This is a genomic window from Arthrobacter sp. MYb23 (assembly GCF_002979775.1).
Taxonomy (GTDB): domain Bacteria; phylum Actinomycetota; class Actinomycetes; order Actinomycetales; family Micrococcaceae; genus Arthrobacter.
On record NZ_PCPR01000001.1, the window covers coordinates 22,970 to 45,150 of the forward strand.

At 62.6% G+C, this 22,181-nt stretch carries 20 protein-coding genes; 3 read left to right on the plus strand and 17 right to left on the minus strand.

Going from position 1 to position 22,181, the window contains the following annotated elements:
• Positions 1 to 46 precede the first annotated feature (46 nt).
• The 7 genes from CQ020_RS00115 to CQ020_RS00145 form a co-directional block, all read right to left on the minus strand.
• Positions 47 to 2,125 (minus strand): acyltransferase family protein, encoded by a 2,079-nt coding sequence (locus CQ020_RS00115; RefSeq protein WP_374955173.1) that lies wholly within the window; start codon positions 2,123 to 2,125, stop codon positions 47 to 49.
• The gene (locus tag CQ020_RS00120; protein ID WP_258141616.1) at positions 2,125 to 4,188 is read right to left on the minus strand and encodes an acyltransferase family protein; all 2,064 of its coding nucleotides are present in this window, start codon (positions 4,186 to 4,188) and stop codon (positions 2,125 to 2,127) included. Before CQ020_RS00120 ends, CQ020_RS00115 begins: the two co-directional genes overlap by 1 nt.
• A gap of 216 nt (positions 4,189 to 4,404) precedes the next feature.
• Positions 4,405 to 5,502 (minus strand): NAD(P)/FAD-dependent oxidoreductase, encoded by a 1,098-nt coding sequence (locus tag CQ020_RS00125; protein ID WP_105690055.1) that lies wholly within the window; start codon positions 5,500 to 5,502, stop codon positions 4,405 to 4,407.
• Positions 5,503 to 5,652: 150 nt separating this feature from the next.
• Positions 5,653 to 7,290, minus strand: coding sequence for a response regulator transcription factor (locus CQ020_RS00130; protein WP_105690056.1), 1,638 nt, complete (start codon positions 7,288 to 7,290; stop codon positions 5,653 to 5,655).
• 173 nt (positions 7,291 to 7,463) lie between these two features.
• The gene (groL, locus tag CQ020_RS00135) at positions 7,464 to 9,077 is read right to left on the minus strand and encodes a chaperonin GroEL (protein WP_062073085.1); all 1,614 of its coding nucleotides are present in this window, start codon (positions 9,075 to 9,077) and stop codon (positions 7,464 to 7,466) included.
• 84 nt (positions 9,078 to 9,161) lie between these two features.
• Positions 9,162 to 9,458: a co-chaperone GroES gene (gene groES, locus CQ020_RS00140; RefSeq protein WP_011775524.1), complete on the minus strand. Its 297-nt coding sequence runs from the start codon at positions 9,456 to 9,458 to the stop codon at positions 9,162 to 9,164.
• A gap of 191 nt (positions 9,459 to 9,649) precedes the next feature.
• Complete coding sequence (locus tag CQ020_RS00145; RefSeq protein WP_105690057.1) at positions 9,650 to 10,012, minus strand: hypothetical protein; 363 nt, start codon at positions 10,010 to 10,012, stop codon at positions 9,650 to 9,652.
• A gap of 67 nt (positions 10,013 to 10,079) precedes the next feature.
• On the opposite strand from CQ020_RS00145, the gene CQ020_RS00150 reads away from it, so the two are divergent.
• The gene (locus tag CQ020_RS00150) at positions 10,080 to 11,309 is read left to right on the plus strand and encodes a class I SAM-dependent methyltransferase (protein WP_105690058.1); all 1,230 of its coding nucleotides are present in this window, start codon (positions 10,080 to 10,082) and stop codon (positions 11,307 to 11,309) included.
• A gap of 13 nt (positions 11,310 to 11,322) precedes the next feature.
• Here the strand turns inward: CQ020_RS00150 and CQ020_RS00155 are convergent, their stop codons facing one another.
• From CQ020_RS00155 to CQ020_RS00165, 3 genes are read right to left on the minus strand one after another with little or no spacing between them, the layout of a single operon-like run.
• Positions 11,323 to 12,135, minus strand: coding sequence for a shikimate 5-dehydrogenase (locus CQ020_RS00155; protein ID WP_105690059.1), 813 nt, complete (start codon positions 12,133 to 12,135; stop codon positions 11,323 to 11,325).
• Between the two features lie 53 nt (positions 12,136 to 12,188).
• The gene (gene ykgO / locus CQ020_RS00160) at positions 12,189 to 12,311 is read right to left on the minus strand and encodes a type B 50S ribosomal protein L36 (RefSeq protein WP_011775528.1); all 123 of its coding nucleotides are present in this window, start codon (positions 12,309 to 12,311) and stop codon (positions 12,189 to 12,191) included.
• A gap of 48 nt (positions 12,312 to 12,359) precedes the next feature.
• Positions 12,360 to 13,511: a GTP-binding protein gene (locus tag CQ020_RS00165; RefSeq protein WP_105690060.1), complete on the minus strand. Its 1,152-nt coding sequence runs from the start codon at positions 13,509 to 13,511 to the stop codon at positions 12,360 to 12,362.
• Positions 13,512 to 13,675: 164 nt separating this feature from the next.
• Here CQ020_RS00165 and CQ020_RS00170 point away from each other — a divergent pair, with 164 nt between their 5' ends.
• A complete protein-coding gene (locus CQ020_RS00170; protein WP_024817541.1) occupies positions 13,676 to 14,827 on the plus strand; it encodes a glutamate--cysteine ligase in 1,152 nt (383 codons plus the stop codon).
• Between the two features lie 32 nt (positions 14,828 to 14,859).
• On the opposite strand, the gene tsaD is transcribed toward CQ020_RS00170, so the two are convergent.
• The 6 genes from tsaD to CQ020_RS00200 are packed head-to-tail and all read right to left on the minus strand — an operon-like array spanning position 14,860 to position 20,167.
• The gene (tsaD, locus tag CQ020_RS00175; RefSeq protein WP_105690061.1) at positions 14,860 to 16,005 is read right to left on the minus strand and encodes a tRNA (adenosine(37)-N6)-threonylcarbamoyltransferase complex transferase subunit TsaD; all 1,146 of its coding nucleotides are present in this window, start codon (positions 16,003 to 16,005) and stop codon (positions 14,860 to 14,862) included.
• Positions 16,002 to 16,505 (minus strand): ribosomal protein S18-alanine N-acetyltransferase, encoded by a 504-nt coding sequence (rimI, locus tag CQ020_RS00180; RefSeq protein ID WP_105690380.1) that lies wholly within the window; start codon positions 16,503 to 16,505, stop codon positions 16,002 to 16,004. Before rimI ends, tsaD begins: the two co-directional genes overlap by 4 nt.
• Positions 16,506 to 16,518: 13 nt before the next feature.
• Positions 16,519 to 17,190, minus strand: coding sequence for a tRNA (adenosine(37)-N6)-threonylcarbamoyltransferase complex dimerization subunit type 1 TsaB (gene tsaB, locus CQ020_RS00185; protein WP_105690062.1), 672 nt, complete (start codon positions 17,188 to 17,190; stop codon positions 16,519 to 16,521).
• Entirely contained in the window at positions 17,190 to 17,765 is a 576-nt protein-coding gene (gene tsaE, locus CQ020_RS00190; RefSeq protein WP_105690063.1) for a tRNA (adenosine(37)-N6)-threonylcarbamoyltransferase complex ATPase subunit type 1 TsaE, read from the minus strand. Before tsaE ends, tsaB begins: the two co-directional genes overlap by 1 nt.
• Positions 17,762 to 19,015, minus strand: coding sequence for an alanine racemase (gene alr / locus CQ020_RS00195; RefSeq protein WP_105690064.1), 1,254 nt, complete (start codon positions 19,013 to 19,015; stop codon positions 17,762 to 17,764). The genes tsaE and alr overlap by 4 nt, the downstream gene beginning before the upstream one ends.
• A 57-nt stretch (positions 19,016 to 19,072) precedes the next feature.
• Positions 19,073 to 20,167, minus strand: a complete 1,095-nt coding sequence (locus CQ020_RS00200) for a carbohydrate kinase family protein (RefSeq protein WP_258141617.1) — start codon at positions 20,165 to 20,167, stop codon at positions 19,073 to 19,075.
• Between the two features lie 64 nt (positions 20,168 to 20,231).
• Between CQ020_RS00200 and CQ020_RS00205 the strand changes: the two genes are divergently transcribed.
• Positions 20,232 to 21,620: a 6-phospho-beta-glucosidase gene (locus CQ020_RS00205; protein ID WP_105690066.1), complete on the plus strand. Its 1,389-nt coding sequence runs from the start codon at positions 20,232 to 20,234 to the stop codon at positions 21,618 to 21,620.
• Here the strand turns inward: CQ020_RS00205 and CQ020_RS00210 are convergent.
• Positions 21,601 to 22,119 (minus strand): GNAT family N-acetyltransferase, encoded by a 519-nt coding sequence (locus CQ020_RS00210; protein ID WP_105690381.1) that lies wholly within the window; start codon positions 22,117 to 22,119, stop codon positions 21,601 to 21,603. The genes CQ020_RS00205 and CQ020_RS00210 overlap by 20 nt on opposite strands.
• Between the last annotated feature and the right edge of the window lie 62 nt (positions 22,120 to 22,181).

Here is a 22,181-nt window from a genome sequence, read left to right on the forward strand (position 1 = left end):
CGACAGAACGGCGTCGTACTTTCCACTCCGCCTTCAGGTGCGGAACCTAGCTGGCGGACCATCCGGTGGCGGCCAACAGCCGCTCTTCAAACATCGGGATCATGGTCTGCACGTAGGTCTTGGAAAGGTGGTTGTCGTCCTTATAGACATAGACATTGCCCACCACCGCCGGACATGTCCCCTGCTCGCAGATGAAGTCGCTCATGTCCATCAGGTAGAGCCCCTCCACCTTGCCGAGGTAATCGTCCAAAGGTGAGGACTCGGCCAAGGATTCTTCAAGCGGCACATTGCAGTCCGGCGAATCCTTGCCCTTCTTCTGGACGCACTCAGGCATGTTGAAACTGAAACGCGGGTTGTCCCGGACACCCACCACATCGATCCCCAGGTCCGTGAACGGCTTGATGCCTTCAAGGTACCCGGGAACTTCAGTCTCAAAGGGTGCGTCCACGTGCGTCAGCGACGCCACCGTGAACACGGCGTCGGGCTTGTGCTCCAGAACGTAGGCAGAACTTGCCTTGTTGAAGTCGTTGCAGAAATCTGCACGCTCCGACGATTGGGCGCCGAAGCGGCAGCCACCCTTGATCAGCGTCACCACTTCCCAGCCGTGCTGCTTGGCAATCGGGCCCAGTGCAGCCAGGTATTGCTGAGAGTGGGAGTCACCCAACACCACAATCCTCTTGGTAACTACCTCAGGTTCCTCATTCTGCAGGCATCCCTCCAGGACAGGGTCGGTGGGCACATTGTCCCCTGTGCACGCCCCGTCCACGTTGGCCCACTCGTCCTTCATGGCCGCCGGCGCAGGGATAATGAGGGCTTCCTCGCTGGGCTTACCGGCGTATTCCGGGGACAGCGCCGCAGCGCCAGGCGTCAGTTCGTGGGGCTGATCCGCAATGGCTGCCGCTTCCGCGGTGATGGCGCTTTGCCACGCCGTGACAGGTAAGGCAAGAAGCGCACCGCAGGAGACAATCACGACGGCGGCCCGCCAGGACCGCACGTCCGGCCACTTCCAGCTGCGCAGCGGTACTTCCACAAACCTCGTGGTGGCGACAGCGAGCAGCAAGGAAACCGCCATGATTCCCAGGCCTTGAACGAGGCTGGGCATGGTGGTGCCGGAGGCCAGGAGGAAGAACACCAACACCGGCCAGTGCCACAAGTACAACGCGTAAGAGTTGTCCCCCAGCAGGACCAGCGGACGCGAACTCAGGAGACGGTCGGCGCCGAAACGGCTTCCGCTGTGACCGGCGACGATCACGGCAGCCGCTGCAAGGGTTGGCCAAAGTGCAACGAAACCAGGGAAGGATCGGTCAACGGGGAGCACCAGCCCGCAGGCGAGCATTGCCGCAATACCGGCCCACCCCAGGAAAACACGGAGCCTGCGCCCGGGCTTCAGATACGGAATCGCCAAGGCAAGGAGGGATCCCAGGGCAAATTCCCATAGGCGGGCACGGGTGTCAAAGTAGGCATATGCCTGGTTGGTGGCTGTTTGCTCGATGGAGAACACGAGCGATGCCATGAAGACCACACCGAAGGCGATGAACAGCAGCTGGCGGTGACCCAGGGCTTTTCGATGCGGAAACAGCCTGGCCAACAGCGGCTGCAGCAGGGCGACTCCAGCAAAGATCAATGGCCACAAAATGAACACCTGGCCTTGGACAGACAGAGACCAAAAGTGCTGGAGGGGGCTGGCGTCCACGTGCTGCTGGGCGTAGTAGTCCACCGCGAAGGCGGCAAGCTGCCAGTTTTGCCGGTACATCAACGATGCCCACGCTTCGGTGAGGACGTCCGGCCACCGGCTCTGCGGGATGAGTGCCCAGGTACCGGCGAGGATTGCCAGCAGGACGACCACGACGGCGGGCAACAGTCGCTTGAAAACGTGGAGCCAGTGCCGCACAAGCTTCAGTGGCGTGCGGCTTTCGAGCTTGCGGGTGAAGGACAATGTCAGCAGGAAAGCCGAGATCAGCAGGAAGACGTCCACTCCGCCGGAGACCTTGCCGAGCCAGATATGGTAGGCCGCAACCATGAGCACAGCCAACGCACGCAGGCCTTGGACTTCAGGGCGGAAACCGGGTTTTGCTTGTTGCCCGGAGGAGGAAGGCTGTTGCGGCGGCGTAGCCGGTTTTGGCATCATCGCTGCCACCCTGTCGCGGCAAACCACCTTTCGTCCAGCATGCCTGCCATGCTCTGGACGTAGGTTTTGGTCAGGTGGTTGTCATCGAGGTAGACGAAGGTATTGCCGATGACAGGTGGGCAATAGAGTTCCGGGCAGATCAGATCAGTCAGATCCAATAAGGACAGGTTCTCGAATTTGCCCGTCACTGCATCAAACGGGCTTGGTTCGGCCAGGACATCGGCCTTGAGCGGCCGGCAGTCCGGACTGTCCACGCCTTTGGCCAGGGTGCAGTCTCTCAGGCTGTAATTGAAGCGGGGATTGTCCCGCACCGCCACGACGCGGATGCCCAGCTCAGTGACTTGGGGGATGAGATCCTCAAAACCGTACGTCAGTGTTTCATCAGGCCAAGAGGGCACCGCCGCAGTTCCCACCATGAAGAGAGCATCCGGAGTGTGTTCCCGAATGTGGTTGACCACATCACTGTTGAACTGGTTGCAGGCTGGCTCGGATTGGGGATCTTCAGTGGTGAAAGGGCAACCCCCGTATAGAAGGGAGTAGAGGCGCCAATGATGCTCTTCGGCCAGGACCGCCATTGCAGCAAGCCACTGCTGGGAATGGGAGTTGCCCACAACCAGTACCGTTTTTGTGGCGTCCGCCCCGACGCCGTTCTGTTTGCAGTTCTCCTGGAGCGACTTCGCTTCAGGTTTGACGTCTCCGGAGCAGTCGGCGGGCAGGCTCGCCCAGTCGCGCCCAACCCTTTCCACTGTGGGCTGGATGGGTGCATTCGGAGCTGCTTCATTGACGTAGTCAGGCAAGAGGATCTTCGCTCCCGGGTTATCGAACACCATGCGTGCCTCGGCTGCTTGCTCATCCAGATCCAGACGATACTGGAACGCCATGAGGGGCGCGGACACAACAGCGAGGCACGCAGCGATGGCAATCACTGAACGGCGCCGCTTTACCTCCGGCCATTTCCATTCCCGGAACGGTTTTCCCACGAACTTGGTGGTCAGGAAAGCCAAGGTCAGCGACAACGCGATAATCACCGTACCGGACAGCCAGCCAGCATGGTCCTTGCCGCTCCATGCCAAAGCAATCACAAGAATGGGCCAATGCCAGAGGTAGAGGGCGTAGGAGTTATCACCGAGCCGGACAAGGAACTTCGAACTCAGGATCCGGTCCACACCTAAGCGGCTTCCGGTTTGCCCGGCAGCGATCACGGCTACCGCAGCCAGCGTGGGCCATAAAGCGACGAAGCCGGGGAACGCCGTCTGTACCTGGAGCAGTATTCCGCAGCTGAGCATGGCGGCCACACCCACCCATCCCATGACAATGCGTACAGGCTTGGAAAAGTTCAGCGCGGGCAGGATCAAGGCCACCAGTGTGCCCAGGGCAAACTCCCACAAACGGGCAAAGGTATCGAAGTACGCCACTGCCTGGTTGCTGGCGGTGAAGATGATGGAGTAGACGAACGAGACCAGGAAGATGATCGCGAAAACGTACACCAGCGTGGCGCGGTAGCGGAGGGCAAAGCGGCGGCACACCAGCGCTGCAGTTGCGAAGATGACGGGCCACAGAATGAACACCTGGCCCTGGATGGACAGCGACCAGAAGTGCTGCACCGGGCTGGCCATGCTGTGGTCCGTGGCGTAGTAGTCAACCGCCAGGTCCTGCAACAGCCGGTTTTCAAAGTAGAACAGCGAGGCCCAGGTTTGCTGGACAATCTCAAACCAGCGCGTGGCCGGCAGGAAAATGAAGGTTGCTGCGAGAGTTGACACGAGAACCACGACGACGGCGGGCAGCAGCCGCCTGAACAGGTGCAGCCAGTGGCGCACCAGGTCCATGGGGCGGCCCTGTTTGTACCGTCCCGTGAACTGAAGGGTCATGAGGAAAGCTGAGATCAGGAGAAAGACATCAACACCTCCGGAAACCCTGCCGATCCAGATGTGGTAGCTCACCACCATGAGGACGGCCAAGGACCGAAGGCCTTGGATTTCGGGGCGGAACTTGGACTTCGCAACGGGTCCGGAAGCCCGCCTGCCGTGGTGGGCAGGGGCTGGAATCGTTGGCGTAGTCACGGTAGGCAGTTCCTCAAAGCTGTGGCACAAAGCATCAATATTACGCGTTTTTAGTCGCGTAACCCATGTGGGAGAGTGTTCCTGGCCGCCATTCGATGCCCCATCAGCACAGGTCCAGCCATACATTGTGCCACCCAAACCTGTGCGTGACCTGTGCTGATACTTCCTCGGCCCGTCAATCCTGCCGCTTGGCGCAACCCTCCATAACGTGAGTTATCACACGTTGACTAGTCCACTGGAACGCGGCACCGTGACCCGCCCGGCAAGGTATCGGGCGTCCCGGCAGACTCCCGGCAGCGTTGCCGAGGCCGCCGCAAACAGGAATTCCTGGCCAATGAAGTACAGGCCCGGGACGCCGTTGGCCACTCCCCTGGTCTGCTGCGGTTCACCGTGGTGATCAAAGGCCGGCAGGTTCACCCACGAATAATCCTCGTGATAGCCCGTGCACCAGATGACATTCGCGGCCTCCACCCGTGTCCCGTCTTCAAGGACCGGGAGACCATCCTGAACACCAGCCAACCTGGGGTTGAGGCTGACACCGGCGGCAGCCAGGTCCTTGGTCTTGGTACGGATCAGCGGGGCAGCCATGGAGATGAACTTGGGGGCGGCTTTTCGTCCCATGGGGGTGTTGAGGTTGAGGACATAAAGGCCCAGGAACCGAACCACCGGCAGGGCGAAGCGTGCAGCCGCCCGGCCGTGTCGCATGGGCATCTCGGCGCTGGGTTTGCCCGCAAGAAGTGTGGGACGGAAGCGGGCAACTTCAAGGGCGATCTCTGCTCCGGAATTTCCCAGTCCCACCACCAGCACAGGGCCCTCCTTCAACTGACCGGCGTTTTTGTAATCTTGTGAGTGCAGTTGCAGGATGCCTCTATCCAGCTTCCCTGCAAACGCCGGCACCTTCGGGATACGATGCCCGCCGGTGGCAATCACCACATTCTGGCTTCTCCATTCCTGGTTCCCTGCCTTCAGCAGGAAAACCTCACCTTCACGGCTGATGTCCTCCACGCTGACGCCGGGAACGAAAGGAAGGTCAAAGCGGCGGACATAATCCTCCAGGAAATCGGCCAGTTGATCTTTTGAGGGAAAGTCCAGGGGGTCTCCGGGGAAAGGCGATCCCGGGAGGCCGTCATATTTGGCCGGTGTGAAGAGCCTCAAGGAGTCCCAGCGTTGACGCCAAGCATCCCCCGGCCGTTGATGTTGGTCCAGGATGAGGAACTTCCTGCCTTGTTTGGCCAACCAATATCCGAGGGCGAGCCCGGCTTGGCCACCTCCCACGATGACGGTGTCAACCTCTGGATTCCGATTTATGGACATCATCGTCTCCTATCTCACTTGCCGTGAATCACTGCGCCCGCAGTGATCTGATAGGAGCCACGCTAGGAGCCTGGATCGTGGCACCGCATCGGCCAAATGAGCCACTCATGCCGCAAGGCATGGGTATTTCTACGCAGGGGCGGCAGGACGTCAGCGCATCAGTCCGTGTTCGAAGGCGTAGCCGGTTGCTGCGGCCCGCGACTGCACGGCGAGCTTGGAGAGGATGTTGCTCACGTGCCTGGCCACCGTCTTTTCACTGAGATAGAGCTCCCGGGCGATGGTCCGGTTCGCGTGCCCTCCAGCCACGAGGCGGAGCACTTCCACTTCACGGCCTGTCAGAGGGGAGCTGCCACCCTTGCCCTTCTCGCCGGTGAGTTCCAGGACTTCGGCCACTGCCGGCGTCGCCCCAAGATCTGCAAACTCGGCACTGGCAGCTTCGAACTCCATCACGGCAGAGTCGGGGTCGCCCAAGAGGGCACAAGCACGCCCGGCGAGTACCCTGCACCGGGCGGCCTGATAGGGAGCCTCGAGGCTGTACCAGGTCCTCCACGCACGCCTGGACTCCCGAAGGGCGTCCTGGGGTTGGCCTTCGGCCAGCAGAACCTGCGCGGAGGCGTGGACAGCAAGTGCCAGCTCCAGCGGCCTGCCATTCTCCGGAAGGGGCTCTGACAGCTCGTCCACTGCATGCCTGGCCGCAACCACGTCTCCAGCGGCAAGTTCAATCTCGACGACGGTTGGCAGCAAACGACGACGGTTGGCTGAGTCGGCGCCCGCCATCGCGCGACGTATGGTGGCTTGGGCCTGGGCCGTTTTGCGCTGGGCGAGCTGAAGCAGTGCGATGCCGGGAACGGGTTCGAAACCTGTTCCGGCGGCTGTGGCGTAGGCCTTGGCGGCTTCCTCCACGAATCCCTGCAGCCGGAGTGCTTCACCCTGCTGGTACCAGGATCCGAACGTTGCATCCGGATCCCCCTTCCTCACCCTTCCTTCGGCGGCACGGGCAACCGCTAGTGCGTCGTCCCACGCTCCATGGAGTATCAGGAGTTCGGCGCGGTAGGCCTGGCATTGTCCACTGAACATGACCATGTCCGGACGATCCCCACACCAGCGTTCCAGGGCCGCGGTCCACTCGTGGGCGCGGCGGACATCGTTGGAAAGACGGCAACTGCCCAGAACGGCACAATAGATGATGCCCGCGGGGATGGGAGAGACTTCACCTGCGGCGACCGAAACCATCACTTCATCCAGGAGCCGCAACCCTTCTTCTACGTGTCCAAGGGAAACGTGGGACGTGCCGATGCCAAGCCTGCCCAAGGCCTGGAGGTCTTTATCGTGGAACGAGGTACCCAGCTCCAGCGCCCTGGCGAACAAACCCTGTCCAGCATCCGGGGCTCCACCGCGCAACAACCCCAGGGCCGTCGGGATCAGGAGGTACCCCTCGGCTGCACCAGGACCGGGCATCCCCTCCAGCAAGTGCTTGGCGCGGGACAACCAACCATTGCCACGGGCTGCCTCACCCATGTCCATCAGGAACATGACCAGCCACGCGGCACACCTCGCGGCGCTGTCAGTGTCTCCCACAGTCAGGAATTCGTCGTGAGCCCTGGCCAGGTACTCGATGCTCTGAGTGTTCAAGCCGAGCAACATGGCCACTGAAGCTGCCAGTTCAATATCCTGCGGAGGTAGACCGCCCTCGGCATCGGCGCGGGAGAGGCACTCAAGCGCATCGCGCCAGCGGCGCTCATGGAACGCCGATCGCCCCAAATCCAAGTCTGTGTCCGGAACTGTCATGGCTCACCTTGCGACCGGGAACATAGCGGTTGGCGCACCCAAGCCGACCCAGTAGCGTCAGATTACCGCCGCCGTCGTACGCTCACAAGAGCTGCGGGCGCAGGCCAGGACTGCTCTTCGAAAACACCACAAGCCCCGGTCAATGTGACCGGGGCTTGTGGTGAACAGAGCCGTTAGTGCTGGTGGCCTGCGTGTGCGTCTTCTTCCTCAGCCGGCTTCTCGGCAACCAGGGTCTCGGTGGTGAGAACCAGGGCAGCGATGGAAGCGGCGTTGCGGAGAGCCGAGCGGGTGACCTTGACGGGGTCGATCACGCCAGCGGCGATCAGGTCCTCGTACTCGCCGGACTTGGCGTTGAAGCCGTGGTTGGCTTCCAGCTCGGAAACCTTGGCAACAACAACGAAGCCGTCGAATCCGGCGTTCTGGGCGATCCAGCGCAGCGGCTGAACCAGGGCGCGGCGGACGATGCCCACAGCAGCTGCTGCGTCACCTTCCAGCGCCTTGACGGCCGGGGACTCGTCCAGTGCCTTGAGGGCGTGGATGAGAGCGGAACCGCCACCGGAAACAATGCCTTCTTCGAGGGCTGCGCGCGTGGAGGAAACAGCGTCCTCGATGCGGTGCTTCTTTTCCTTCAGCTCAACCTCGGTGGCTGCGCCAACCTTGATCACGCCGATGCCGCCGGCCAGCTTGGCCAGGCGTTCCTGCAGCTTTTCCTTGTCCCAGTCGGAGTCCGTCCGGGTGAGTTCAGCGCGCAGCTGTGCAACGCGGTCGGCAACGTCCTCAGCCGTGCCGGCGCCGTCAACAATGGTGGTGTTGTCCTTGGTCACCGTGATGCGGCGTGCGGTACCAAGTACCTCCAGGCCAACAGTGTCCAGGCTCAGGCCAAGATCCGGGGAAACAACCTGGGCGCCCGTGAGCGTGGCGATGTCCTGGAGCATGGCCTTGCGGCGGTCGCCGAAGCCCGGAGCCTTGACGGCAACAACGTTGAGCGTGCCGCGGATGCGGTTGACGATCAGCGTGGAAAGGGCTTCGCCTTCAATGTCTTCAGCAATGATGAAGAGCGGCTTGTTTGCCTGCAGGGCCTTCTCCAGGAGCGGCAGGAAGTCCTGCAGCGAGGAGATCTTGCCCTGGTTGATCAGGATCAGGGCGTCCTCAAGGACGGCTTCCTGGCGCTCAGCGTCGGTGACGAAGTACGGGGAAAGGTAGCCCTTGTCGAACTGCATGCCCTCGGTGAGGACCAGTTCGGTCTGGGTGGTGGAGGATTCTTCAATGGTGATGACACCATCTTTGCCAACCTTGCCGAATGCTTCGGCCAGCAGTTCGCCAACCTCGTCGCTCTGCGCGGAGATAGCTGCAACGCTGGCAACCTGGGTGCCTTCGACTTCGCGGGCATTCTCCAGGAGGCGGGCTGCGACGGCTTCAACGGAAACCTCGATGCCGCGCTTGATCTCGCCAGGAGCGGCGCCGGCAGCAACGTTGCGCAGGCCTTCCTTGACCAGCGCCTGTGCCAGCACGGTAGCCGTGGTGGTGCCGTCGCCGGCGACGTCGTTGGTCTTGGTGGCTACTTCCTTGGCCAGCTGTGCGCCAAGGTTCTCGTAGGGGTCATCAAGCTCAACTTCGCGGGCGATGGTCACGCCGTCGTTGGTGATCGTGGGAGCGCCCCACTTCTTGTCCAGCACGACGTTGCGGCCGCGCGGGCCAAGCGTCACCTTGACAGTGTTGGCGAGCTTGTCGATACCGGCCTCAAGAGACCGGCGGGCAGCATCGTTAAAAGCAAGCTGCTTTGCCATGGTTGTGTCCTTTCAAGACAGAAAACCCGCACCGCTGACGGCTGGAATGATTCCAACGCGACGGCGGTGCGGGGCTCCGGGAAGTTACTTTACGACGATCGCAAGGACGTCGCGGGCGGACAGAACGAGGTACTCGTTGCCGCCGGTCTTGACTTCGGTTCCACCGTACTTGGAGTAGATGACGACGTCGCCAACAGCTACGTCAACCGGTACGCGGTTGCCGTTGTCATCGAAGCGGCCGGGGCCGATTGCAACAACTTCGCCTTCCTGCGGCTTCTCCTGCGCGGAGTCCGGAATTACCAGGCCGGAAGCCGTGGTCTGCTCTGCTTCGAGCGGGCGAACAACAATACGATCCTCAAGAGGCTTAATCGAGACCGACACTCGGACTCTCCTTTTCATGAGCTGATTCATGGACTAAGAACTAGGGTGCCGGAGCGTGCATCCGTCGTCGCGGTGCCGGAAGACGCTTGGCGTGATTAGCACCCTCCGGGGGAGAGTGCTAATACGACTCTATGTAAGCGTTAGCACTCGGTCAAGGTGAGTGCCAGCATTTCGTCACGAGTGAACGTCCTTCACCTGCCCGTGAGGTCGTCCAGATCGTAGTCTTCGCCGTCGTCATCCTCGTCCAGGGGAGCATTGCCGCGGTTCAAATAAAGCACCACGGCAGAGGCAACAGCCACGACGCCGGAGATCACCAACGTGATGATGCCACCGGTCCGGGCACCACTGTAAAGTTCGCGGATGCCCCGCGCTTCGTCGGTGGCATCATTGACGCTCTTGCCAGCCACCGAATACGTAGCGGCATTGAAGGAATCCAAGGCGAAGATGATGATCAGCAGGCCGATGCAGACCACCGCGATCACGACCCCCGCTATCAGGGCGGGGCGCGCGAACTTTGTCAGGGTGGAGGTGTGCGGGGCAGCGTTGTCTTCCATGAAAACAACCCTATCCGGCTGATTCGCCAGTCACGCCGTCAACCGCCGCGCCGTTAGGCTTGATCCCATGTCTCACGCACCGCAGGAACAGATCGCACCCTTGCTGACTACTGAAGGATGGGAACTTCTTGCCTCATTGGGACCCTACCGGGAGGCCGACTCATTCAGCGTCAACGCCGACCTCCGGAAGGCAGGGCACTCCCCCGAACTCGTAGCAGCGGTCCTCACCCAATCCCGGCTTCGGACACGTGCAGAGGCAAAGTTCGGTGAGTTTGCCCGGCAGATGCTGTTCACCCAGGCCGGCTTGGAGCAGGCCACGCGCTTGAACGTCGCCGCCCGCCACGCCGAGCGTTTCGCGAAGGCCGGTATTTCCCACGTTGCAGACCTCGGCTGTGGCCTGGGCGCCGATTCCATGGCGATGGCTTCCATGGACATTTCGGTGACCGCCGTGGAGATGGATGAAACCACTGCCGCCTGCGCCACCATCAACCTCATGCCTTTTCCGCATGCCACTGTGGTGCACTCCGATGCAACAACCGTGGACTTGGAGGGGATCGACGGTGTATGGCTGGATCCCGCCCGGCGAACCACTTCCACGTCCGGAACCAAACGGATCTGGGACCCTGAAGCTTTCTCTCCCCCGTTGTCCTTCGTGGAACGCCTGGCGGCTACCGGCCGCGCCATCGGCGTCAAAATGGGTCCGGGCATTCCTCATGACTCCGTGCCCTCAGGCTGCGAGGCCCAGTGGGTATCGGTAGGCGGAGATGTCACCGAAGTGACCCTGTGGTTCAACGCTGTGTCCCGCCCCGGCGTGCGTCGCGCCGCGCTGGTGATTGGCAGCCAGGGCGCTGCGGAAATCACCAGCGCCGAGGATTTCGACGGCGGCCCGGTAGCCGCCGTCGGGCCTGTTGAGGGTTTCCTCTACGAACCCGACGGTGCGGTGATCCGCGCAGGCCTGGTGGCCGATGTTGCCGAACGGCTGGGTGGACACCTGGTGGATGAGCACATCGCTTACATCTGCGCTCCGGAACTGCACGACACACCCTTTGCCCGCGCCTACAAGGTCCTTGAAGTCATGCCGTACAACGTCAAGGCCCTCAAAGCCTGGGTTAAGACCAACGGCATCACGGTGCTGGACATCAAGAAGCGCGGCACGGCGGTAACCCCGGAGGAACTGCGGAAGCAGTTGCTTCCCGCCAAACCCGCAAAGGGCAAGGACGCAAGAACAGCCACCCTGGTCCTCACCAGGATCGGCGAGGAGAGAGTGGCTGTTGTTGTGGAGCCCGTGACGTTCTAGCGCTCCCCTGCCGTCAGCGACGCGAGAATTCAGACGCTTCGCGGACTTGCCCAGGGCTCGGGCGCACACCGGTGTAGAGGACAAACTGCTCTTCCGCCTGGATGGCAATGACCGCAGCGCCAGTGATCACTTTCTTGCCCGCCTTCCGGGCTGCGCTGATGAGCGGTGTCTCAGAAGGCAATGCCACGACGTCGAACACCACTTGGGCAGCGGCAATCGCGGCGTCGTCGAAGGACTGGGCCGTTTCATCCGCGCCTGCCATTCCCAGCGGAGTGACATTAATGATGAGGTCCGCGGTGGAACCGTTGACGTCGTTCTGCCATGCGAAGCCGTAGAGATCCGCAAGGGCACGGCCAGTGTCCTCGTTGCGCGCCACGATGGTGACAGCGGTGAACCCCGCGTCCCGCAGGGCTGCGGCAACAGCCTTGGCCATGCCGCCGGCACCACGGAGCAACACGGTGTGGCTGCTGGGAACCTGATGGTCCTTCAGGAGCCGGGCAATAGCGATGTAGTCCGTGTTGTAGGCGGTGAGGACGCCGTCGTTGTTGACGATGGTGTTGACCGAATCAATGGCTTTGGCCGATGGATCCATCACGTCAACCAACGGGATGACTGCTTCCTTGTACGGCATGGACACCGCGGCGCCCCGGATCGGGAGGCCGCGGATGCCCGCCACCGCAAGGGTGATGTCAGCAGGGGCGAATGCCTTGTAGACAAAGTTCAAGCCCAGCAGATCGTACAGGTAGTTGTGGAACCGGGTACCGATGTTGCTGGGCCGGGCCGCGAGCGAAATGCACAAGGACATGTCTTTGTTCAGGATTGGCATTCCCCCATTAAACAACGCCCCTTCGGCACTGCCGTCCTGGGGCTGCCGCGCGCTTAGCCCTGCCGTGCTTTCATCCGCGGGTTGTTCTTGTTGATGACAAAGGTACGCCCGCGCCGGCGCACAATCTGGGCGCCGGGGATCTTCTTGAGGGCACGCAGCGAATTCCTGACCTTCATGGTGTTTCTCCTTTTGTTGGGTGTTTGGCCTGGTTTGTGTTGCTGGCTCTAGAGGGCGTCGCTCAGTTCCAGGGGGTCATCCCAGACCCCGAAATCTTGCTCCATCTCTGCTTCCGTCAGTTGGCAACCTTCCAACAGATCACTGATTTCCTGTGGGTCAATATCCTCGGACCGTCCAGTGATGGCCAGGACAGTTCCGCGGTCGCCATGGCTGGGGTGCCAGTCAAGAAAGGAGTCGACGTCGGCACCCGCCGCTCCAGGGCGCGCACTGCCGGGGGCTGATTCAGCGGAGTCGGCCAACCACTTTCCGGTGCTTTCAAGCCACACCCGCGGCCCGATTCCCTGGACCGCGATCCGCGTTTTCGGCGCCGATGCGATCCAGAGGCGCCCACGCAGCCAGTGCGTGCCCACGGCCAGTTGAGGAAGCGCATCGCGGAAGCGCCCGGGATGCAAGGGCCGACCCGCTTTGTGGAGTACCGTCCGGAAGGAACCTGGCGTCTCGCTGACAGGAACGCGCACGACGCCGGGGCGGTTGCGTGCCGCCGCTTCGGCATCATCAAAGCACCCTGGCCGGAACTCGTCAGCTTCCCCGACCTTTGCTGCGTGGGGCGCCAATTCGCCCAGTAGCTCCATTCCGGTCAACCACTGCGCCGATCCTTCACGGTGATCCCCGGTCAACACTGCGCCCAGGCCCGGATGCACCATGACGGTGTCCACTTGCCCGAACTCACCGATGAGGAACTCGCCGCTGGTGCGCTCATCCTGCGGCATTGAGGTGAATCCGGATTCAAACAGTGTGTGCCGGTCCCAGATATGGTCCTCCAGATCCGCCGGGTCCAGTGCCAACACCGCGTTGTCGATCACCGCCGGGCGGCTGAGGCCACCGCGAAGCTCCGCAACGGCCATCCCGGCTGCCACTCCTGGTGGCAGGCCAAGGACAACGTGGTCGAAACCGCACGCGGCAAGGCGTTCCGCCGTCGGCACCACGTCCAACCGAACTGTGCAGCTGAGGCAACCATGTTCCAGGACTGTTGTTTCGCGTTCGAACAAAAGGCCATCCCGGTAAACACGGCGAAGTACCAGAGAACCGTCCAGGAGGTCATGGAGGACCACCACCGAGTTGGAGTGCGTTCGGCCCAGCCTGCTGGTGGCTGCCTCACGGCATTGGCTGTCCAGGGAACTGACGACTGAAAGGTGCATGGGTCGATTCTATTGAGAATCATTCTTATTAGCAAGTGACGGCTCATTGCAGCCCGCAAAGCGGCGATATCACTGGCGTTCGGGCTGCATTAGACTTGATCCGACCGCTGGCGGCCCCGCAGCGGGGAACGCGTCCGGCTGAGACAACACAATGAGGGGACTACGTGCAGATTGATTTTGCGCCATCCAGGCAATCGACACTGGGTGTGGAATGGGAGTTGGCGCTCGTCAATGCACGCACAGGGGAATTGGTATCAGTCGCCAACGATGTCCTCAAAGGCGTCGCTGCGAACCACCCCGACCTCAACGAGGACGACGAACACCCCCACATCAAGCGCGAGTTGCTCCTCAACACCGTGGAGCTCGTCACCGGTATTTGCGAGACTGTCAAAGACGCCAAAGACGATCTCAGCCGATCGCTGGCAGCAGTCCGTGAAGTCACCGACCCCATGGGCGTGGAGGTGTTCTGCGCAGGCAGCCACCCCTTCAGCCCTCCCCTGCTCCAGCCCGTCACCGACAAAGAGCGCTACGCCAAGCTGATCGAGCGGACCCAATGGTGGGGACGCCAGATGGTCATCTATGGCGTTCACGTCCACGTGGGCATCGACCGCAAGGAAAAGGTCCTCCCCGTCTTGGACGGCCTGGTCAACTACTTCCCCCATTTCCAGGCACTGTCCGCCTCCAGCCCCTACTGGGCAGGCGAGGAAACCGGCTACGCGTCCCAACGCGCGCTCATGTTCCAGCAATTGCCCACCGCGGGACTTCCCTTCCAGTTTGATTCGTGGGAAGCCTACGAGTCCTACGTCCAGGACATGTTCACCACCGGTGTCATCGATGCCACGTCTGAGATCCGTTGGGATATCCGGCCCGTGTCCAACCTGGGCACCATCGAGATGCGGATCTGCGACGGCCTGGCCACCCTTGAAGAAGTAGGCGCCATCGCTGCACTGACCCAGTGCCTGGTGGACGAGTTCTCCTCCATCCTGGACGCCGGCGGCACCATCCCCACCATGCCGCCATGGCATGTGCAGGAGAACAAGTGGCGCGCCGCCCGCTACGGCATGGAAGCCATCATCATCCTCGATGCCGAGGGCAACGAGCAGTTGGTCACCGAACACCTCGCGGAAACGGTTGCGCGGCTGGAGCCGGTGGCTGCCAAGCTGGGTTGTTCCGAAGAGTTGGCGGACGTCCTCAAGATCGTTGAACGAGGCGCCAGTTACCAGCGGCAGCGCCGCGTCGCCGCCGAACACAACGGCGATCTGCAGGCAGTGGTCATGGACCTCGTTCAGCAGATGCGCAAAGGTCCCGACGCGTAGTCCCGGCCGGTGCGCCTGCCTTGGTGGGAAGCCTAGGCAGGCACTGACACCGTGGTGACGGGCATGGAGGAATCCGGCGCGAAATTAACTCCGCTGGGGGCGACGCCAGCCATGATCAGCTGGGCTCCCAGCGCTGCCACCATGGCGCCGTTGTCCGTGCAAAGGTCCAGCGGCGGTACATGCAGCGTGATTCCGGCCGAGGTACAGCGCTGCCCGGTCAGCTCCCGGAGCCGCGAATTCGCTGCAACGCCACCACCCAGCAGGACATCGGTGATGCCGTGTTCCTTGCAGGCCAGGACCGCCTTGGAACTGATGACGTCCACCACGGCTTCCTGGAAAGCCGCGGCGATGTCGGCCACCGGCACTTCCTCGCCACGGGCCTCAAACTGTTCCACGCAACGGGCCACAGCGGTCTTCAGGCCGCTGAACGACCAGTCATAGCGGTGCGGGCCCTTGTCCTCGGCGGTCCCCATGTACTTGGGCTGGCTCAGGCCGCGCGGGAACCGGATGGACTTGGGATTGCCTTGGCGCGCCAGTTTGTCGATGGCGGGCCCACCCGGGTAACCGAGGCCAAGGATGCGGGCAACTTTGTCGTACGCTTCACCGGCGGCGTCATCAATGGTTGAGCCAAGCAGTTCAACGTCGTCCGTGATGCTCCTGATCCTCAGGATTTCAGTGTGCCCACCCGATACCAGGAGAGCCCCGAGGTTCTCGGGCAGCTTTCCGGCACCCAGGCCGGCGGCAGCACCGGCGTCGTGCTTTCCGTCAGTTCCCCGACGTCCATCCAGCAGGCCCACGCCCACGTGCGCCACCAAGTGGTTGATGGCATAGAGCGGTTTGCCGGTGGCCACAGCCAAAGCCTTGGCAGCACAGACGCCCACCATCAGCGCTCCGGCCAGACCGGGACCGGACGTCACGGCAATGGCATCGATGTCGTCCAAGGTCACGCCTGCCTCATGCAGCGACTCTTGAAGCGTCGGAACAAAAGCGTCCAGGTGCGCACGCGAAGCGATCTCCGGGATGACACCACCGAAGCGGACGTGCTCATCCATGGAAGAAGAGACGGTATTGGTCAGCAACGTAGTGCCCCGCACGATTCCAACGCCGGTCTCGTCGCAGGAGGACTCGATGCCAAGCACCAAGGGCTGCTTTGGCTGTTCCGGATACTGCCCGCTCACGCTGTGGCTCCTTCGTTGGACTGTGGTTTGTTCAGTTCAAGCCTCATGATCAGGGCGTCGGTGCCGTCCCGGTAATAGCGGGGACGGACGTGGATCTGTTCGAAGCCGAACCGAACGTACAGTTGCTGGGCACGGGGGTTGTCCGCCCGGACTTCAAGCAGGACGTCATCCGCACGGCGGCGCCGGGCTTCTTCAATCAGTTCCGTGAGGACAGCGGAGCCGATTCCTTTGCCTTCGAATTCAGGCACGACGGCGATTGTCTGGACGTCCGCAATCGGTTCGATGCACATCAATCCGGCGTAAGCCACGATCTCCCCGGAAACCTCCGCCACCACGTATCGCCGGGTCTCGGGCTGGGCCAACTCGTCGAAGAACATCTGCAGGGGCCAGGCGTCCACGGGGAACAAGCGACGCTCCAACACCTCAACTGCCGGGATATCGGCCTCAGTCATGTCGCGCAGTGAAACACCGGCGAGTTCCAGCTTGGGTGACAGTTTCACAGTGTCCTTCCCATCAAAGAGCACGCTTCCTGGGCCCGGGCACCTGGGCATCGGATTCGCGAAGATACAGCGGAGTGGAGTCAAGCAACGCCTGCCCGGCCGTGAGCCTGGCCAAAGCGAACTGACCCAGCGAGGCCGCGTCCGGTTGTGTCTGGGCAAAGTCCTCATCCGCAGTGAGGACATCAGCATATAAACCTGCACCCGCACCGAATACCGGCAACTCCGGAAGCTCGGAAGCGAAACCCACATGCGGGCCGTCTGCGAGCTCCGGAAGCTGGCCCTCAGCCAGCGAGTAACGGGCCCAGTAGACCTCTTTGCGTCGGGCATCCGTGGCCACAAGGAATTCGGGGGTAGCGGCTGTTGACTCCGCTACTTCCAACGCGATGGCATCCAGGCTCATGAGCCCGTACAACGGCTTGTTCCACACGAAAGCGAGGGTGCGGGCCGTCGCAATGCCGGAACGGAGTCCGGTGAACGGGCCAGGTCCAACTCCCGTGACGATCGCGTCGATGTCTTGGCCCGTGACGCCGGCACCGGCCAAGAGCTTCTCGATCCCGGGAGCGAGGACTTCGGCGTGGCTGCGGGTGTCCTCGGTGGCGAAGGAATCAACAACGCCCTCCATGGCATCATCCGAAATCAGGGCCGCACTGGCAACCGCTGACGTATCAATGGCCAGGATCAGCATCAATTGCCTCCGTATTCGCTGGTCTCAAGGATGTTCGGCGCCTCGGTCCAACGGGGACCGAACCCACGGAACACGATGGTGCGGGGTTCGTCGTCGTCATCGGTATCGAAGTCCATGACCACCCCGCCTGTGGAGGTCTCCGGGTGTTCTCCACCCACTGCCCTGTGCAGGTCAATCTCCAGTCGGCTGTCAGAGAGGTGCTCCACCCGGTCCCGGCCCCACTCCACCACTGTTACCGCCGTGTCCATGGTGTTTTCAAGATCGATGTCATCGATTTCCGCTGCCGAGTCCAGTCGATAGGCGTCAACATGGACCAGGTCCGGACCGCCGGGCCTGGGGCCATCGGGGAGATTGGGGTGGATCCGTACCAGAACAAACGTTGGCGAGATGATGCCTGCACGCACCCCCAGGCCCTCGCCAAGGCCTTGGGTGAATGTCGTCTTGCCCGCGCCCAGCTCACCGGTCAGGACCAGGAGATCCCCGGCCTCAAGCACCCCGCCCACAGCTGCTGCGAGCGCATGGGTCTGCTCCGCCGTCGTGACCGTGAGCGTGCGTTCCCACTGGGCTTCGCTCACAGCGCTGCCGTTTCAGCTTGGCCGGCGACAGCCGCAGGCGCCTCCGGCATGGCAGGCCGTTCGTTGACGTAGCTGCGCGGGACCCTGGGGCTGATGCGCGTCACGATTTCGTAGTTATTGGTTCCAGCTGCAGCCGCCCAATCATCGGCCGTAGGGCCGCCATCGGCACCGTTGCCGAACATGACAGCCTCGGCGCCTTTGAAGCCGGCCGCCTCTTCCGGGGACAGCGGGCCCAGATCAATGACCATCTGGTCCATCGCAATCCTGCCCACCACCGGGTAATTGATGCCATTCACCCGCACGGGACCCCCGGTGGCGATCCTTGGGACGCCGTCTGCGTAACCCAGCGGCACCAGGCCCAGCGTGCTTTCCGCGCTGGTCCGGTAATTGAGGCCGTAGGAGACGCCTTGGCCTTCGGGCACCTTCTTGCAGTTGGACAGGAGGGTCCGGACCGTCATGGCGGGATGGAGGCCAAGTTCGGCAGAGGTAGCCCCCTCGAAGGGAGACAAACCGTAGATGCCCAGGCCCACACGGACGAGGTCGAAGTGAGAGTCCGGGCGGGACAAGGCTGCCGGTGTGTTGGCTATGTGCCGGACCTCGGTGTCTACGCCCGCGTCCTCGGCCATGGCAATGGCTTCGCGGAAGACGGCCAGTTGCTCGTCGGTTTCCGGGCGGTGCGGCTCGTCGGCAACGGCGAGGTGGGAGAAGATTCCCACCACCCTGAGGAGGCCTTGGTCCTGGTAGTCCACGGCCTGGCCCAACAATTGGTCCCAGTCGGCAATGGTGCAGCCATTCCGGCCCAGTCCCGTGTCCACCTTGAGATGCACCCGCGCGGGCCGTTCCTGTTCCCGTGCTGCGGCGACTACCGCTTCCAGCTCCCAACCGGAAATGCCGACGTCGATGCCCGCGGCGACTGCCGCTTGGAAGTTACTTTCACGGGTGTGCAGCCAGGCAAGCAGTGGAGCATCCACTCCGGCGGCGCGCAAGACGAGTGCCTCGGAGATGTGGGCAACGCCCAGCCAGGCCGCTCCGGCGTCGAGGGCTGCCCGGGCCACCTGTACGGCACCGTGCCCATAAGCGTCCGCCTTCACCACGGCCATAACAGCGGCCGGGGAGGCGATGCCGACGAACTGACGAACGTTGTGCCGCACGGCGTCGAGGTCGATCACGGCGGAGCGCTCCAGCACCGCTGACTTTGCTATGGAGGCCTTCGTCCCGATCCCGATATCTGCAGCTGCTTCGTAAGTCACCCTAGAGATTCTAATGCTGTCAGTGAACTCGGGTTAACTGCGGGGCTCCGTCAGGGGCTACTGGGCGTCAGACAAGTGCGCGATGGTGGCCCGGGCTCGTCGTTGCGCTTCCGCCGGGATGTCCTTCACGATCGGTTCCAGGAAGGCGAAGCGCCGCAACCACTGACTGGACTGACGCTCTTTCCGTGCGTTTGCCCGTTGCCACCAGTCAGCGATGTCGCCCCACCCCGGCGCAGCCAGTGAGCCTCCCACTTCCTGAACCGCCAGGGAGGCGCAAAGGTTCGCGAACCGGAGCCGGTCCCCCAATCTCCACCCCGCCAGGCATCCCACAATGAACGCCGCCCCGAAACAGTCTCCGGCGCCCGTGGGATCGGAAGCTGATACGGGCAGGGACGGCACCCACTCCTCTTCCCCGGTTTCGGAGTCCACTGCCACCGCGCCTTGAGGGCCAAGAGTTACCACGGCCACGGGGACACGGTCAGCCAGCGAATACAAGGCCGCCCACGGGTCCGCTTTGCCGGTGAACGCCATCGCTTCGGGAGCATTGGGCAGGAAGGCATGGAAATTCGCCAGCTGGTCCAGCCGACGCTCGGACCACTCCCCGGTGGGGTCCCAGCCCACCACGCCAAAGAGCTTGGTGCCCGCATCCTTCGCTGCGAGCATCCACGGTTCCATCTCCTCGCCTAAATCGGCGACGGCGGCGAGCGCCCTGGGCGGCTTCCCGATCAGTTCCGAGGAACTGATCGGAGCCGGGTGGCCGTGCGTGACCATGGACCGGTCCTGGTTCACGCACATGGATACCGTCACGGGTGAGTGCCAGCCGGAAACCCTCTGGGAAAGCGAGAGGTCAACGTGCTCCTGGCTTTCCAGGATCTGCCAGTTGTAGTCGCCGTAGCCGTCGTCCCCGAAGGTTGCCGCGAGGTTGGTTCGCAAGCCGAGCCGCGCGGCAGCAATGGCTTGGTTGGCCACACCGCCGGGGCAACTGCCCATGCCTTCGCTCCACACCTCCGTACCGGGTTCGGGTGCGTGCGGAAGTCCGGTAAAGATGATGTCCTGGAAAACCGTTCCGGTCAGGAGAAGGTCGCACTGGTGGTCCCCGTCCGACCGCACGGCAGCCAGGGGGTCGAATCGTCGCTGGGGCATAGCGTCCATGCACGGCAGACTACGCTGCACGTAGTGGGCTGCATAGACTTGCGGGCCTGCATAGACTCGGAGCATGCGGCTCATGATCGCCGGTGGCGGCGGATTCCGGGTTCCCCTCGTGTACCGGGCGTTGTGCGAGGGCCCTTTCGCGGGTTTGGTAGACGAACTTGTTCTCTTTGACGTGGATGAATCACGGCTCACAGCCATTGAGGCGGTGCTCCGCGACATGCCCGTGGACGACGCTTCTTCGCCGGCCGTCGTGGTTTCCACTGATCTTGGGCAGGCGCTCACCGGGACGGACATGGTGTTCTCGGCAATCCGTCCGGGCGGTACTGCGGGGAGGATCGCAGACGAACAGATTCCCTTGAAGCTGGGGTTGCTGGGCCAGGAGACTACCGGGGCCGGCGGCATCTCCTACGCGCTCCGCTCCATTCCACGGATGCTGGAACTCGCTGAGGCGATGCGTCGCCATTGCCCTGACGCGTGGCTCATCAACTTCACCAATCCGGCCGGCATGGTCACCGAGGCTTTGGTGCCGGTCTTGGGGAACCGGGTGATCGGCATCTGTGATTCCGCCGGGGGCTTGGTCCAGCGGGCTGCCCGGGCCGCGGGGGCACCCTTGAGAGAAGGAACGCTCGACGGCGTGGGCTACTACGGGCTGAACCACTTGGGCTGGCTTTACCGGTTGGCCCCGGAGGGGCGGGACCTCTTGCCGGCTCTGCTGTCCGATCACGCTGCTCTTGAGACCATGGAGGAAGGCCGCTTGTTCGGGCAGCACACCCTGCTTCAGCTCGGCTGCCTGCCCAACGAATATCTTTATTACTACTACCAAACCTCCCACGCCACCGAAGCCATCGGACAGCAACAGCAAACCCGTGGAGCGTCCATTCACAGCCAGCAGCAATCGCTGTATCCCTCGCTTCTGCAGGCTTCGCATCCGTACCCGCTCTGGGATGCCGCCCGGCGCTCCCGTGAGGAAGGCTACCTGGCAGAGGCTCGGACCCACGGGGAGCAGCGGGACGAGTCCGATCTCGCAGGCGGCGGCTACGAACGTGTGGCGCTTTCGGTCATGCGTGCGCTCTCCGGCGGCGGCACGGCCCAATTGGTCCTCAATGTGCCCAACTCGCCCGTGTCACTTGCTGGGCCCGGCGCCGAGGTTGCCGTGCCCGGCCTGCCAGCGGACGCCGTCGTCGAGGTTCCTTGCGAGGTAACTCCCGACGGCGCGGTGCCGCTCGCACAGGACCGCCCGGACGGGCAGTTCCTTACACTCATGCGGCACGTCAAAGAGGTGGAGCGGCTAACCATCCGCGCTGTGGTTTCCGGAGAACGCGAGGCGGCCGTGCAAGCCTTTGCCGCTCACCCGCTGGTGGGTTCGCTCCCCCTGGGCCGGCAATTGCTGGAAGGGTACGAGGCCGCTTTTCCTGATTTAACCCGGTTGTGGCTTAAAGCTTCCGGTACATGACATGCAGGCCCACGTAGCCGATCTCCGGATGGTTAAAGGCTTCAGGAACAGTCGCCAGAATCTTGAAACCCATGGACTGCCACAACCACACAGCACGCACGTTGCTCTCCACCACGGCGTTGTACTGCATGGAACGGAAACCTGCCGCCTTTGCTTCGCTCAGTGAGTAGGCGCAGAGTGCCCTGGCGATGCCTTGGCCCGAGTTGTTGGCCCCCACCATGTAACCGGCGTTGGCAACGTGGCTTCCACCGCCCGCTTGGTTGGCATGGAACTCCCCCGTACCCAGGATCTCGCCGGTGTCCTGACGCACCGCAACGAAGGTCTGGCCGGGTGCTTCCTTCATCCATTTGGTCCTGGCGGCTTGTTCGGTGGTGTCACGGTCCCACGTGAAGGTCTCGCCTTCGCGGATCACCGGTTGCAGGATCGACCACATTCCAGGCCAGTCCTCAGGTGTTGCCGTACGGATGTCAAAGGATTGTTCTTGGCTCACAGCGGCCACGCTAGCAGTCTTGTCCACATAGCGGAGCTTGCCCAGCTGGGGAGTCAACGGCAGGAGTAATG

What these genes read in the sequence shown, in the direction of transcription:
- CQ020_RS00115 (WP_374955173.1), bottom strand. Translation starts at nt 2,125, where the DNA reads ATGCCAAAACCGGCTACGCCGCCGCAACAGCCTTCCTCCTCCGGGCAA.
- CQ020_RS00125 (WP_105690055.1), bottom strand. Translation starts at nt 5,502, where the DNA reads ATGTCCATAAATCGGAATCCAGAGGTTGACACCGTCATCGTGGGAGGT.
- CQ020_RS00130 (WP_105690056.1), bottom strand. Translation starts at nt 7,290, where the DNA reads ATGACAGTTCCGGACACAGACTTGGATTTGGGGCGATCGGCGTTCCAT.
- groL (WP_062073085.1), bottom strand. Translation starts at nt 9,077, where the DNA reads ATGGCAAAGCAGCTTGCTTTTAACGATGCTGCCCGCCGGTCTCTTGAG.
- CQ020_RS00145 (WP_105690057.1), bottom strand. Translation starts at nt 10,012, where the DNA reads ATGGAAGACAACGCTGCCCCGCACACCTCCACCCTGACAAAGTTCGCG.
- CQ020_RS00150 (WP_105690058.1), top strand. Translation starts at nt 10,080, where the DNA reads ATGTCTCACGCACCGCAGGAACAGATCGCACCCTTGCTGACTACTGAA.
- CQ020_RS00155 (WP_105690059.1), bottom strand. Translation starts at nt 12,135, where the DNA reads ATGCCAATCCTGAACAAAGACATGTCCTTGTGCATTTCGCTCGCGGCC.
- ykgO (WP_011775528.1), bottom strand. Translation starts at nt 12,311, where the DNA reads ATGAAGGTCAGGAATTCGCTGCGTGCCCTCAAGAAGATCCCCGGCGCC.
- CQ020_RS00165 (WP_105690060.1), bottom strand. Translation starts at nt 13,511, where the DNA reads ATGCACCTTTCAGTCGTCAGTTCCCTGGACAGCCAATGCCGTGAGGCA.
- tsaB (WP_105690062.1), bottom strand. Translation starts at nt 17,190, where the DNA reads ATGCTGATCCTGGCCATTGATACGTCAGCGGTTGCCAGTGCGGCCCTG.
- CQ020_RS00200 (WP_258141617.1), bottom strand. Translation starts at nt 20,167, where the DNA reads ATGGACGCTATGCCCCAGCGACGATTCGACCCCCTGGCTGCCGTGCGG.
- CQ020_RS00205 (WP_105690066.1), top strand. Translation starts at nt 20,232, where the DNA reads ATGCGGCTCATGATCGCCGGTGGCGGCGGATTCCGGGTTCCCCTCGTG.